12 protein-coding genes are annotated in these 13765 nt (G+C 70.7%); 2 read left to right on the forward strand and 10 right to left on the reverse strand.

The features are described from left to right. Positions 1–3: 3 nt before the first annotated feature. Genes ACNKF0_RS03905 through ACNKF0_RS03950 form a run of 10 tightly spaced genes read right to left on the reverse strand, consistent with a single transcriptional unit; the run spans position 4 to position 11725 of the window. The gene (locus ACNKF0_RS03905) at positions 4–480 is read right to left on the reverse strand and encodes a helix-turn-helix domain-containing protein (protein ID WP_416955929.1); all 477 of its coding nucleotides are present in this window, start codon (positions 478–480) and stop codon (positions 4–6) included. Then, on the reverse strand, positions 477–1838 hold the full coding sequence (locus tag ACNKF0_RS03910) for a transaminase (protein WP_416955931.1): 1362 nt from the start codon (positions 1836–1838) through the stop codon (positions 477–479). The genes ACNKF0_RS03905 and ACNKF0_RS03910 overlap by 4 nt, the downstream gene beginning before the upstream one ends. Positions 1839–1848: 10 nt before the next feature. Next, positions 1849–3303: an NAD-dependent succinate-semialdehyde dehydrogenase gene (locus ACNKF0_RS03915; protein WP_416955933.1), complete on the reverse strand. Its 1455-nt coding sequence runs from the start codon at positions 3301–3303 to the stop codon at positions 1849–1851. Next, positions 3303–4664 (reverse strand): 4-aminobutyrate--2-oxoglutarate transaminase, encoded by a 1362-nt coding sequence (gabT, locus tag ACNKF0_RS03920; RefSeq protein ID WP_416955935.1) that lies wholly within the window; start codon positions 4662–4664, stop codon positions 3303–3305. The genes ACNKF0_RS03915 and gabT overlap by 1 nt, the downstream gene beginning before the upstream one ends. Further along, positions 4664–6040: a saccharopine dehydrogenase family protein gene (locus tag ACNKF0_RS03925; protein ID WP_416955937.1), complete on the reverse strand. Its 1377-nt coding sequence runs from the start codon at positions 6038–6040 to the stop codon at positions 4664–4666. Before ACNKF0_RS03925 ends, gabT begins: the two co-directional genes overlap by 1 nt. A gap of 51 nt (positions 6041–6091) precedes the next feature. Further along, positions 6092–6967, reverse strand: a complete 876-nt coding sequence (locus tag ACNKF0_RS03930; protein WP_416955939.1) for an ABC transporter permease — start codon at positions 6965–6967, stop codon at positions 6092–6094. A 10-nt stretch (positions 6968–6977) separates the two neighbouring features. Next, entirely contained in the window at positions 6978–7889 is a 912-nt protein-coding gene (locus ACNKF0_RS03935; protein WP_416955941.1) for an ABC transporter permease, read from the reverse strand. Continuing rightward, entirely contained in the window at positions 7886–8992 is a 1107-nt protein-coding gene (locus tag ACNKF0_RS03940) for an ABC transporter ATP-binding protein (protein ID WP_416955943.1), read from the reverse strand. The genes ACNKF0_RS03935 and ACNKF0_RS03940 overlap by 4 nt, the downstream gene beginning before the upstream one ends. 1 nt (position 8993) lies before the next feature. Continuing rightward, positions 8994–10244 carry an ABC transporter substrate-binding protein gene (locus tag ACNKF0_RS03945; RefSeq protein WP_416955945.1) on the reverse strand — a complete coding sequence of 417 codons (1251 nt, stop codon included), beginning with the start codon at positions 10242–10244 and terminating at the stop codon, positions 8994–8996. A gap of 35 nt (positions 10245–10279) precedes the next feature. Next, a complete protein-coding gene (locus tag ACNKF0_RS03950; protein ID WP_416955947.1) occupies positions 10280–11725 on the reverse strand; it encodes a gamma-aminobutyraldehyde dehydrogenase in 1446 nt (481 codons plus the stop codon). 194 nt (positions 11726–11919) lie between these two features. Between ACNKF0_RS03950 and ACNKF0_RS03955 the strand changes: the two genes are divergently transcribed. Both ACNKF0_RS03955 and ACNKF0_RS03960 read left to right on the forward strand, forming a co-directional pair. Then, positions 11920–12378, forward strand: coding sequence for an Lrp/AsnC family transcriptional regulator (locus ACNKF0_RS03955; protein ID WP_299922733.1), 459 nt, complete (start codon positions 11920–11922; stop codon positions 12376–12378). Further along, a complete protein-coding gene (locus ACNKF0_RS03960; protein ID WP_416955949.1) occupies positions 12375–13754 on the forward strand; it encodes an aspartate aminotransferase family protein in 1380 nt (459 codons plus the stop codon). The genes ACNKF0_RS03955 and ACNKF0_RS03960 overlap by 4 nt, the downstream gene beginning before the upstream one ends. Positions 13755–13765 lie beyond the last annotated feature (11 nt).

The raw sequence follows: 13765 nt of genomic DNA on the forward strand, positions 1-13765 counted from the left end.
AGCCTAGGAACGTCCGGTGTCGCCGTGCTTCTCCTGCGTTGCGGTGCTCTCCGCGTCGCGCTTCTCGACGAGCCCGGCCATGAAGACGTAGCACCCGGGGATGCGCGGGTTGCCCGCGGACGCGTAGCGCCGCTGGAAGTCGCTCGGGCTCTCCCCGACGATCGCCCGGAACCGCGCGCTGAACGAGCCCAGGCTGCTGTAGCCCACTGCGTGGCACACCTCGGTCACGGTCAGGTTCGCCGCGCGCAGCAGGTCCTGGGCCCGCTCGACGCGTCGCTGGGAGAGGTACGCCGCCGGCGTCACGCCGTACGTCAGCGCGAACGACCGCAGGAAGTGGAAGCGGCTCATCCCGGCGAGGCCGGCGAGGTGGTCGAGGTCGAAGGGCTCGGCGAAGTGCCGGTCGAGGTGGTCGCGCGTGCGGCGCAGGTGCACCAGCACGTCGCCGGGGACGCGGCGCTGCCCGGTCGGGCGGGTGGTCATCCGAGCAGCGCCTCCACCGCGCCGCGGAACGCCGAGGTGTGCGCGTCGACGTCGGTCCGGTCGTGGAACGGCGAGAACAGCGACATGTTGTGGAAGGGCGCCAGCAGCACCCCGCGGTTGACGGTCCAGAGGTGGAAGAACGCGTCGAGCTCCTCGTCGACGGCCGCCGCGGCCTCCGCGCCGGTGCGCGGGGGCGGGCAGAACCAGTACTCCGCACGACAGCCGAGCCGCTGCACGTGCCAGGGCAGGTCGTGCTCGGCGATGACGTCGCGGATGCCGTCGGTGAACTGCTCGGCCAGGGGCATGGAGACCTCGAAGTCCTCCTGCCGCAGGGCGGTGGAGAGCGTCGCCCGCACGGCGGCCATGGCCAGCGCCGACCCCGACAGGGTGCCGCCGACGCCGGCGACGTCGATGTCGTGACCGAGCATCGGGCCCTCGAGGCGGGCGGCGACCTCCTCGGTCATGCCGTAGGCCGCGACGGGGATGCCACCACCGATCGGCTTGCCGATGACCACGAGGTCGGGCTCGAGGTCCCAGGCCGCGGTGGCTCCGCCCGGACCGGCGCAGATGGTGTGGGTCTCGTCGTTGACGAGCAGCACCCCGTGGCGCCGGGTGACCTCGCGGACCGCCGCGAGGTAGCCGTCGTCGGGCAGCACGATCCCGATGTTGGTCAGCGCCGGCTCCATCAGCAGGCAGGCGACGTCACCCTCGGCGAGCCGGGTGTCCAGCGCGTCGAGGTCGTTGAACGGGACCACGGCGGTCGTCCGGGCCACGTCGACCTGCGGGCCGAGCGCACCCGGCCGCGGGACGACCCGGTCACCCGCGCGGCCGTGCTCGAGGACGCCGAGCGTCTCGTCGACCGTGCCGTGGTAGCACCAGTCCATCACCGCGATCCGGGGCCGTCCGGTGAGGTGGCGGGCGAAGCGGAGCACGAAGCGGTTGGCGTCGGTGGCCGTCATCGCCATCTGCCAGCGGGGAAGCCCGAAGCGTCGGCTCAGCTCGCCGGCGACCCAGGCGGCGTCCGTCGAGGGCAGCATCGTGGTGATGCCGCGCTCGGTGCGCTCCCGCACGGCGTCGGCGACGGCCGGCAGGCAGTGACCGGTCATCGACCCGGTGTCGCCGAGGCACAGGTCGACGTAGGCCAGGCCGTCGACGTCGGTGAAACGACCGCCTGCGGCCGACTCCACGAACAGCGGGAACGACCCCGGCCACCGCGTCATCCACGGCATCGGGACGCCGGCGAGCAGGTGCTCGCCGGCCTCCGACGCCAGTCGCGCCGAGGTCGGGTGCAGGTCGACGAAGCGCTGCTCCTCCTCGGCGTGCAGCGCCGCCAGCCGCCCGCGGTCGATGGTGGTCAAGGTCGGCGGCTCACAGCGCGCTGCCGACGTACTTGGTCTCGAGGTACTCCTCGATGCCCTCGAAGCCGCCCTCGCGGCCGAAGCCGGAGTGCTTCACGCCGCCGAAGGGGGCCGCCGGGTTGGACACGATGCCGGTGTTGACGCCGACCATCCCGAACTCCAGCGCCTCGCTGACCCGAAGCACGCGGGCGTGGTCGCGGGTGAAGACGTAGGCGACGAGGCCGTACTCGGTGTCGTTGGCCCGCTGCAGCGCCTCCTCCTCGTCGGCGAAGGTCGAGACCGGGGCAACGGGGCCGAAGATCTCCTCGCGGAACACCCGGGCGCTCGGGGGTACGTCGACCAGCACGGTCGGCGGGTAGAAGTGACCCGCCCCCGCGGGGACCTCGCCGCCGACGAGCGCACGGGCCCCGGCGGACACGGCATCGTCGACCAGCTCGTGGACACCCGCCCGTGCCTTGTCGGTGATCAGCGGTCCGACGTCGACACCGTCCTGGGTGCCGTCACCGACCCTCAGTGCGCCCATCCGCTCGGCGAACCGGCGGGAGAACTCCTCGGCGACCGACTCGTGCACCAGGAACCGGTTGGCCGAGGTGCACGCCTCGCCGATGTTGCGCATCTTGGCGAGCATCGCGCCGTCCACCGCGGCGTCGAGGTCGGCGTCCTCGAAGACGAGGAAGGGGGCGTTGCCGCCGAGCTCCATCGAGACCCGCAGGAGCTGGTCGGAGGCCTGGGCGACGAGCTTCTTGCCCACCGCCGTCGACCCGGTGAAGGTGAGCTTGCGCAGGCGGGGGTCGGTGATGATGGGCTCGCAGACCCCGCCGGAGTCGGTGGTGGTGATGACGTTGAGCACGCCGGCCGGCAGGCCGACCTCCTCGAGGAGCGCGGCGAGGGCGAGCATCGTCAGCGGCGTCTCGGCGGCGGGCTTGACCACCATGGTGCACCCGGCGGCGATGGCCGGACCGATCTTGCGCGTCCCCATGGCGAGCGGGAAGTTCCAGGGCGTGATCATCAGGGTCGGGCCGACGGGGCCCTTCATGGTGATCAGCCGGGTGCTGCCGGAGGGCGCGGGGGAGTAGCGCCCGTGGATGCGCACGGCCTCCTCGGAGAACCACCGGAAGAACTCGGCGCCGTAGGTCACCTCGCCCTTCGCCTCGGCGAGCGTCTTGCCCATCTCGAGGGTCATCAGCCGGGCGAAGTCGTCGGCACGCTCGGTCAGCAGCTCGAAGGCCTTGCGCAGGATCTCGCCGCGAGCGCGCGGCTCCGTGGCGCGCCACTCCTGCTGGGCGGCTGCAGCGGCGGCCAGCGCGCGCTCGCCGTCGGCGGGGGTCGCGTCGGCCACCCGGGTCAGGACGCCGGCGTCGGCAGGGTTGTGCACCTCGAAGGTGCCGCCGCCGGTGGCATCGACCCACGCTCCGCCGATGAGCAGCCGGGTCGGGACGGTCTCGAGCACGGTGTTGTCAGCCATCACCCCACCTTGCCACTGGTGCCGTCGACCGCCGCGTCGAAGGCGGCCTCGAAGACGTCGAGCCCCTCGGCGAGCAGGTCGTCCCCGATCGCGAGCGGCGGCAGGAACCGGAACACGTTGCCGAAGGTGCCGCAGGTGAGCGTGACCAGCCCGTCCGCGGAGCAGGCCCGGTGGACGGCCGCGGCGAGCGCCGGGTCCGGCGTACGTCCCGGGCCGTCGCTGACCAGCTCGACCGCCAGCATGGCGCCCCGCCCGCGGATGTCGCCCACCCGGTCGGGGTGCCGCTCGGCGAGTGCGCGGAGCCGGGGCAGGAAGGCGGCCTCGACCTGCCGCGCCCGGGCCGGCAGGTCCTCGGCCTCCATGGTCTCGATCGCGGCGAGCGCGGCCGCGCAGGCGACCGGGTTCCCGCCGTAGGTGCCGCCCAGACCGCCGACGTGGACGGAGTCCATCACCTCCGCGCGACCGGTCACGGCGGCGAGCGGCAGGCCGCCGGCCATGCCCTTCGCCGTGGTCACCAGGTCGGGCACGACGCCCTCGTGGTCGCAGGCGAACCAGTCGCCGGTGCGCGCGAAGCCGGTCTGGATCTCGTCGGCGATGAGCAGGATGCCCTGCTCGCGACACCACTCGGCGACCCGCGGCAGCCAGCCCGGGGGCGGGACGATGAAGCCACCCTCGCCCTGGATCGGCTCGATGAGCACGGCCGCGCAGTTCGCCTCGCCCACCTGCGTGTGCACGGTGGCGACGAAGGCGTCGAAGGCCTCCTCGGCACAGGCGTCCGCGCCGCCGGGCCAGCGGTAGGGGTAGGCCATCGGGGCGCGGTAGACCTCGCCGGCGAACGGCCCGAAGCGGTGCTTGTAGGGCATGTTCTTCGCGGTCAGCGCCATGGTCAGGTTGGTGCGGCCGTGGTAGGCGTGGTCGAACACCACGATCGCGTCGCGACCGGTGTGGTGGCGCGCGACCTTCACCGCGTTCTCGACGGCCTCGGCGCCCGAGTTGAAGAGCGCCGAGCGCTTCTCGTGCTCGCCGGGAGTGAGATCTGCCAGCTTCTCGCAGACCGCGACGTACTCCTCGTAGGGCGTGACCATGAAGCAGGTGTGGGTGAAGTCGGCGACCTGCCGCTGCACCGCCTCGACCACCCGCGGGGCGGCGTTGCCGACCGTGGTGACGGCGATGCCCGAGCCGAAGTCGATGAGCTGGTTGCCGTCGACGTCGCGGAGGATCCCGCCGCCCGCCTGCTCGACGTAGACCGGCAGGGTCGTGCCGACGCCGGCCGACACGGCCGCGACCTTGCGGGCCTGGAGGGCCTGCGAGCGCGGGCCGGGGATCTCGGTGGCGAGGATGCGTTGCTGGGAGAGGGTCATCAGTGGTCCTTGGTCCGGTCCTTCGGGGTCCCTGCGGCGTTGTTCGGAGGAGCGGAGCGGGGGAGAAGAACGTCGTGGGGTGTTCTGTCCTGGAGGCCCCACGGGGATCCGTACCCGTCGGGCTTGGGTGCGGCGAGGAGGTCGAGGAAGGGCTTCGGAGGCAGCGCCTCGGGGCCGAGGACGCCGCTGCCCGACCAGGTCCCGTCGGCGAGCAGCTCCAGCGCGACGACGGGGTTGATCGCGGTCTGCCAGACCACGCACTGGGCGCCGTAGTCGCGCATGGAGTCGGCGTTGTCCACGACGTGGTAGAGGTAGGTCGATCGCGGCGCGCCGTCCTTGCCGGTGCCGGTCACGAAGAGACCGGCGCAGGTCTTGCCCTCCATCCGCGGACCGATCGTCGTGGGGTCGGGCAGGCAGGCCGCGACCACGTCGCGGGGCGAGACCTCCACGCCCTTGACCGAGACGGGCTCGGTCGAGTCCAGGCCGAGCGTGTGGAGGGTGCGGAGGATCGCGATCATCTCCTCGCCCAGGCCGTACTTGAAGGTGACCCGGTCGGCCTCGACCCAGCGCGGCATCAGGAGGACCTCCTCGTGCTCGACGTGGACGCACTCGACCGGTCCGATCCCCTCGGGGAAGTCGAAGACCTCGGGCTCGGAGAAGGGCGGCAGGGTGAAGAACCCCTTCTCGAGGTCGCCGCCGGCCCGCTCCCGCTCCCACACGACCGGCGGGTTGAGGCACTCCTCGATGATCGTCCACATCGAGAAGCCGGGCGCGAAGACCTCGTTGCCGTCGTCGTCGCGGATGACGAGGTTGGCGCCGTCGCGGGTGCCGAGCTCGTCGATGTGGTCGAAGAGCTCGTCGGCGGCGTAGCGCGCGAACACGTCGGAGAGCCCCGGCTCGACGCCGATGCCGAGCAGCGCGAGGCGGCCGGCGGCCTCCCACTCGCCGGCCCGGGCGAACTGCTCGTCGCCGAGCTTGACCCCGACCTCCTCGTAGGGGGCGTCGGGGTGGCGCACCGACAGGCTCATCGCCATGTCGAGGTAGTCGGCGTCGGCGGCCAGCGCGCCGGTGAAGATCGGCATCACGAAGCGGGGGTCCACCGCGTTGAAGACGTGGGTGGCGCGGACCTGCCGGGCGAGCGCCGTCACCGCCTCGGCGTCGGAGGCGTCGACCTGCGCGGCGGTGAAGCGCTCCTCGCCCGACGATCCCCGACTGTCTTGGCGCCCGCGCGCAGCGGCGACGGTCCGCTCGGCCCGGGCGAGGTCGTAGTCGGCCACCACCCAGGCCTCGAAGAAGTCGCGCTCCACCGCGATCCGGGCCGCGGCGTCACCGACCCCGCCGGCCCCGACCATCAGCACACGCATCGGCTCAGGCACTCGTCGTCTCTTCTCTGTCAGGTCGGTCAGGGTGGTGTGCGGGGCAGGGGGTCACTTCGTGGAGGCCCGGAGCGAGCTCACGACCTGCGCACCCACGACGAGGAGCACGGCGATCACGAACATCGAGAAGCCGATGACGTTGGCCTCGGCCGGGATGCCCCGGCGGGAGGCGACGTAGACGAACTTCGGGAACGTCGCCTCGTTGCCGGAGACGAAGTTCGTGATGATGAAGTCGTCGAAGGACAGCGAGAAGGCGAGCATCGCGGCGCCCGCGATGCCGGGCAGGATCAGCGGGAAGGTGACCTTCCAGAAGGTCTGCATCGGGCTTGCGTAGAGGTCCTGCGCGGCCTCCTCGATCCGGGGGTCGAGGGACTGGATGCGGGCCCTGACGGTGACGACCACGAAGCTCAGGCAGAACATGATGTGGGCGAAGACGATGGTCGTGAAGCCGAGGTTGATGCCGATGTTGGCGAAGCCCTGCACGAAGATCGTCAGCAGCGCCGCACCCATGACGATCTCGGGCGTGGCCATCGGCACGAAGATCAGCAGGTTGCTCGCGGCCTTGCCGCGGAAGCGGTAGCGGACCATGGCCAGCGCCATGAGCGTGCCGAGGACCGTGGCGACGACGGTGGAGATCACGCCGACCTGCAGCGAGGTGACCAGCGACTCGCAGACACCCGGCACGCCGCAGGGGTCCTGCCAGTGCACCCAGGTGAAGCCCTGCCACACGATGTTGGTCTTGCCGTGGTCGTTGAAGGAGAAGGCGAACGTGTAGGCGACGGGCAGGAAGAGGTAGAGGAGCACCAGGACGGCCGTGAGGACCGCGAAGTGGTTGGCCAGCCACAGCTGGACCCGCTTGGCGCTCGAGGGCCGGTAGGCGGGCGAGCGGTCGGCCGTCGGGGCCGGCGTCGTCGTCGGGGGAGTCATCGTGGCCACGTCACACCAGCTCCTCGGTGCCGAAGCGGCGTACGTAGAGGAAGACCATCACCAGGATCGCGGCCATGAGCGTGAACGACAGGGCCGCGGCCACCGGGTATCCGCCCGGGACGGCGAGGAACTGGTCGTTGATGACGTTGCCGACCATCTTCCCGCGCTGGGGACCGAGCAGCTCCATGTTGACGAAGTCACCGGCCGCCGGGATGAACGTCAGCAGCGTCCCGGCGAGCACGCCGGGCATCGACATGGGCAGGGTCACCGTGCGGAAGGTCGTGAAGCCGTTGGCGTAGAGGTCGCCCCCCGCCTCGATCACCCGCGGGTCGGCCCGCTCGAGCGAGGCGTAGATCGGCAGCACCATGAACGGCAGGAAGTTGTAGGTGAGACCGGCGATCACGGCCAGCGGCGTGTTGATGATGTTGCCGCCGGGCAGCAGGTGCAGGAAGTTGAGCACCGCCGCGACGGGACCCTCGTCGGCGAGGATCTGCGACCAGGCGAACGTGCGCAGGATGAACGAGGTGAAGAACGGCGCGATGACGCAGATCAGCATCAGGTTGCGCCAGCGGCCGACCTTGAACGCCATCGCGTAGGCCAGCGGGTAGGCCACGACGAAGGCGAAGAACGTCGCCAGGCCGGCGTAGAGGAACGAGCGCGCGAAGTGCGGCGCGTAGTCGGTCAGGGCGCTGACGTAGTTCTCGAAGTTCAGGTCGCGGTAGTAGTAGCCGGGGAAGCCCGGGTAGCGGCTCTGCAGGCTGACCGACGCCAGCTGCACGAGCGGCAGGATGAAGAAGACGCCGAGCCACAGCACGCCCGGCAACAGCAGGAGGTACGCCGTCCAGCCGCGCTTCCTCGTCTCCGGCGCCGGGGGAGCCGGAGCCGCCGCCGGGTCGCCGGCCACGTGGGCCAGGGCGCTCATACGGCGATCTCCTCCACCGGCACCCCGAACGCGTGACCGGGGTTCCAGGTCAGCCAGACCTCGTCACCGGGTCGGAGGTCGAGCGGCTCGACGTCGAGGTTCTGCTCGTAGCAGCTCCACGTGGTGCCGCTGGGCATGTCGACGAGGTAGCTGGTCGCCACCCCGAGGAACGAGACGTCGCGCACCACGCCCTTCACGTCGTTGCCGACGCCGTCGGGCTGCTTCCGCGAGACGGTCACCTTCTCGGGACGTACGCCGAACAGCATCTCGCCGTCGTGCACCTGCGAGCGCGCCTCGAGGACCTTGACCTTGGTGCCGAGGACGTCGGCCACCAGGTGGTCGCCGTCGCGACCCTCGATCGTGCCGACCCCGGTGTTGGCCTGGCCGAGGAAGTTGGCCACGAACCGCGTGCGGGGGAGGTCGTAGAGCTCGGCGGGAGGGCCGAGCTGCTCGATGCGGCCCCTGTTCATCACCGCGACCGTGTCGGCCATGGTCATGGCCTCCTCCTGGTCGTGGGTGACGTGGATGAAGGTCAGGCCCACCTCGGTCTGGATGCGCTTGAGCTCGACCTGCATCTCGCGTCGCAGCTTGAGGTCGAGGGCGCCGAGCGGCTCGTCGAGCAGCAGCACCTCGGGGTGGTTGACCAGCGCCCGAGCCAGCGCCACGCGCTGCTGCTGCCCGCCGGAGAGCTGCGCGGGCTTGCGGGCCGCGAAGGACGTCATCTGCACCAGCTCGAGGGCGTCCTCGGCCCGCTGCGCCGCGTCCTTGTCCTTGCGACGCTTCGGCCCGAACGCGACGTTGTCGTGGATGGTCAGGTGGGGAAAGAGCGCGTAGGACTGGAAGACGGTGTTGACCGGCCGCTCATATGGCCGCGACCCGGTGAGGTCGGTGTCGCCGATCCGCACCCGCCCGGCGGTGGGCTGCTCGAGGCCGGCGACCATCCGCAGGGTGGTGGTCTTGCCGCAGCCCGAGGGCCCGAGCAGCGCGAAGAACGAGCCGCGCGGGACGGTCAGGTCGATGTCGTCGACGGCGGTGAAGTCGCCGAAGGTCTTGGTCACGCTCTCGAGCTGGAGGTCGCCTCGCGCCTCGCGGAATCCGGCCATGTCAGTTCCCCATCACCTTCGTGGACCACAGGTCGGCGTACAGGATGTCCTCGTCCGCGTCGAGCACCCGGAACTGCTGGACGTTGTTGTCGGCGATGAAGTCGGCGGTGGGGAAGATCCACGGGCTCTCGGCGAGCTCGGGGTCGATCTTCTCCATCTCGGCCTGGGCGCCCTCGACGGGGCACACGTAGTTGACCCAGGCGGCCACCTGCGCCGCGACGGCCGGGTCGTAGTAGTAGTCCATCAGCCGCTGGGCGTTCCTGCGGTGCGTCGAGGTGATGGGGACCATCATGTTGTCCGACCACAGCGTGCCGCCCGACTCGGGCAGGGTGAAGGTCCAGCTGGGGTCCTCGGTGTCGTAGGCGAGGACGAAGATGTCGCCGCTCCACGTGATGCCCGCGACCGCGTTGCCGCTGGTGAGGTCCTCCATGTAGGAGTTGCCCTTCACCTTGCGGATGTAGCCCTCGTCGATCTTCTGCTCGATGAAGTCGAGCGCCTTCTCGAACTCCGCCTGGCCCCAGTCGCTCTCGATGTCGACGCCCTGGGACTGCATGACCAGGCCGGCCGTGTCTCGGAACTCCGAGAGCACCACGATCTTGCCCTTGAGGTCGTCGGTCCACAGGTCGTCGAGCGACTTGAGCTCACGACCGACCTTCTCCCGGTTGTAGCCGATGCCCGCGAAGCCGCTCTGCCACGTGATCGAGTGGAGCCGGCCGGGGTCGAAGGAGGCGTCCTTGAGCGGCTGCAGGAGGTTGTTGACCACGTTGGGCATCTGGATGAGCTCCAGCGGCTGGACCACCTGGTCGCGGATGAGCCGGGCCGCCATCCAGTCGGTCAGGGTGATGATGTCGCGGTCGATGTCCTGGCCGGCACGCAGCTGGGGGCCGACCTTGGCGTAGTAGGAGTCGTTGTCGTCGATCTCCTCGAAGTAGCCGACGTCGAGGCCGCTCTGCTCCCGGAACGCGTCCAGGGTCGGGGACGTCGTCTCCTTGCCGTTCATGTCGAGGTAGGCCGTCCAGTTGGCCCACTTGAGGGTCTTCTCGGTGTCGGAGACGTCGGTGGGCAGGTCGAGGGCGGCGAGCCCGCCCGCCGCCGGCGGCTCGGGCGGGGCGCACCCGCTGAGCGCCAGGCCGGCGCCGGCGGCGACGCCGGTGCCGAGCAGGGCCCGACGACTCAGTCCGCCGCCGGCGGCAGCCGTCAGCGCAGCGGCCGGCGGGGACAGAGGTCGCCGCCGCCTCGGGATGGGTGTCATCAGTGCATCTCCTCGCGTCGCTCGGCTCTCGCCCTCTAGATCTCGATGTTGGCCATGACGTGCTTGATGCGGGTGTAGTCCTCGAAGCCGTACATCGAGAGGTCCTTGCCGTAGCCGGACTTCTTGTAGCCACCGTGCGGCATCTCCGCGACGAGGGGGATGTGGGTGTTGATCCACACGCACCCGAAGTCGAGCGCCTTCGACATGCGCATCGCCCGGCCGAAGTCCCTGGTCCACACCGACGACGCGAGGCCGTAGTCGACGCCGTTGGCCCAGCGGACCGCCTCCTCCTCGTCGGTGAAGCGCTGCACCGTGATGACGGGGCCGAAGATCTCGTTCTGGATCGCCTCGTCGTCCTGCCGCAGCCCGGAGAGGACGGTCGGCTCGAGGAAGTAGCCGTCGCCGAGGTCCGTACGCCGGTTGCCGCCGGCGGACACGGTGGCGTGGGCCGGCAGGTTCTCGATGAACCCGCTCACCCGGGCCAGCTGGGTCGCGTTGTTGACGGGGCCGAAGAGGGCGTCCTCGTCGTCGGGCAGACCCACCGGGGCCGACCCCTTCGCGTAGTCGGCGAGCGCGGCGACGAAGTCGTCGTGGATGCCCGGGGCGACGAGGACCCGCGTGGCCGCGGTGCAGTCCTGTCCGGCGTTGAAGTAGCCGGCGATCGCGATGCCCTCGACGGCGGCCTCGATGTCGGCGTCGTCGAAGACCACGACCGGCGCCTTGCCGCCCAGCTCGAGGTGCACCCGCTTGACCTGGGGTGCGGCGCTCGCCGCGACCTCGGCCCCGGCTCGGACGGAGCCGGTGATCGCCACCAGTCCCGGCGTGGGGTGCTCGACGAGGAGGCGTCCGGTCTCGCGGTCGCCGGTCACCACGTTGAGCGTGCCCGCGGGCAGGTGCTCCGCGGCGATCTCGGCCAGCCGCAGGGTGCTCTCCGGCGTGGTGTCGCTCGGCTTGAGGACCACGGTGTTGCCGGCCGCCAGGGCCGGGCCGATCTTCCACACCGCCATGAGGAGCGGGTAGTTCCACGGCGTCACCTGGCCGACGACGCCGATCGGCTCGCGCCGGATCCACGAGGTGTGGCCGGCCAGGTACTCGCCCGCGGCCTTGCCCTCCAGCACCCGCGCCGCGCCGGCGAAGAAGCGCAGCTGGTCCACCATCGGCGGGATCTCCTCGCTCGCGGTGAGCGCCTTGATCTTGCCGGTGTTGGCCGACTCGAGGGCGATCAGCTCCTCGGCGTGCGACTCGATGGCGTCGGCGATGCCCAGGAGCGCCTGCTGCCGCTCGGAGGGCGTCGTACGACCCCACTCGCCGAAGGCCCGCCCGGCCGCCTCGTAGGCCGCGTCGACCTCCTCCGCGCCGCTGACGGGGGCGTGGGCGACCACCTGGCCGGTCGTCGGGTCGACGACGTCGCTCGTGGCGCCGGCGCCGCCGTCGACGTACGTGCCACCGATGAAGTTGCGCAGCGTGCGTGGGCTGGTCACGGGGGTCCTCCCGGTCGGGTGCAGTGAGGGGAGACTAGGACGGGTGGGGCGACCATCGCCATAGTTGTTGCCGAAGATTGTGCGGGAATCGCAGAATTAACAGCCGCGAAATGCGGATTCCGCGCTCGATGACTTGCGGACCGCCGGTTCGGGCACCACGATGGGCGCCATGAGCGAGCGAAGCGGGGACGGGCGTGGGTGAGGGGACCGTGCGGCTCGACGCGACCGCCAAGCGCATCATCGAGCTGCTCCAGGAGGACGGCCGGATCTCGTACGCCGCCATCGCGAAGGCGGTGGGCCTCTCCGAGGCCGCGGCCCGCGCGCGGGTCCAGAAGCTGCTGGACTCCGAGGTGATGCAGGTCGTCGCGGTCACCGATCCCACGCAGGTCGGCTTCACGCGCCAGGCCATGATCGGGGTCCGCACCGAGGGCGACCCGATGAAGGTGGGCGACCGGCTCGCCGCCGTGCCCGAGGTCGACTACGTGGTCACCACCGCGGGCAGCTTCGACCTCCTCGTCGAGGTGGTGTGCGAGGACGACCCGCACCTGCTCGACGTCATCCGTCAGGTCCGAGAGCTCGAGGGCGTCGTCTCCTCGGAGACGTTCGTCTACCTCAAGCTCAACAAGCAGCACTACAACTGGGGTACACGATGAGCATCGACCAGTCGTTCGACTACCAGGCCGCCGGGCGCGACCACCTCTGGTTGCACTTCACGCGGCACTCGACCTACGAGAACGGCGGCGAGATGCCGCTGATCGTGCGGGGCGAGGGGCACAAGATCTGGGACAGCCACGGACGCGAGTACATCGACGGCCTCGCCGGCCTGTTCGTCGTCCAGGTCGGCCACGGCCGCGAGGAGCTCGCCGAGGCGGCCGCGAGGCAGGCCAAGGAGCTCGCGTTCTTCCCGCTCTGGTCCTTCGCGCACCCACGTGCCGTCGAGCTCGCCGACCGGATCGCGGCGATGGCCCCCGGCGACCTCAACCGCGTCTTCTTCACCACCGGCGGCGGCGAGGCGGTCGAGTCGGCCTGGAAGCTCGCCAAGCAGTACTACAAGCTCACCGGCAGGCCCAACAAGCACAAGGTCATCTCCCGTGCCGTCGCCTACCACGGCACCCCGCAGGGCGCGCTGTCCATCACGGGCATCCCGCCGCTGAAGGAGATGTTCGAGCCGCTGGTCCCGGGTGCCCACAAGGTGCCCAACACCAACTTCTACCGGCGTCCCGAGTATGTCGGCGACGACGAGAAGGCGTTCGGCCGCTGGGCCGCCGACCGGATCGCCGAGGCCATCGAGTTCGAGGGCCCCGACACCGTGGCGGCCGTGTTCCTCGAGCCGGTCCAGAACGCCGGCGGCTGCTTCCCGCCGCCGCCCGGCTACTTCGAGCGGGTCCGCGAGATCTGCGACGAGTACGACGTCCTGCTCGTCTCCGACGAGGTGATCTGTGCGTTCGGCCGGGTGGGGGAGATGTTCGGTGCGACCGAGTTCGGCTACCAGCCCGACATCATCACCTGCGCCAAGGGCATGACCTCGGGCTACTCGCCCATCGGCGCGATGATCGCCAGCGACCGCCTGTTCGAGCCCTTCAAGCAGGGCGCGACGGCCTACGCGCACGGCTACACCTTCGGCGGCCACCCGGTGTCGTCGGCGGTGGCGATGGCCAACCTCGACATCTTCGAGCGGGAGGGCCTCACCGACCACGTCCAGCAGAACGCCCCCGCGTTCCGCGCGACCCTGGAGAAGCTGCTCGACATCCCGATCGTCGGCGACGTGCGCGGGCACGGCTACTTCTACGGCATCGAGCTGGTCAAGGACCGCGAGACCAAGGAGACGTTCGACGACGCGGAGTCCGAGCGGCTGCTGCGCGGCTACCTCTCCGGTGCGCTGTGGGAGGCCGGCCTCTACTGCCGGGCCGACGACCGCGGCGACCCGGTGATCCAGCTCGCGCCGCCGCTCATCATCGGCCAGCCCGAGTTCGACGACATCGAGCAGCGGCTGCGCTCGGTGCTCACGGGCGCGCTCGAGCACCTCTGACCCGTCGGCGC

Origin of the sequence: Nocardioides sp. T5 (assembly GCF_048161455.1) — a bacterium.
Classification (GTDB): Bacteria; Actinomycetota; Actinomycetes; order Propionibacteriales; family Nocardioidaceae; genus Nocardioides.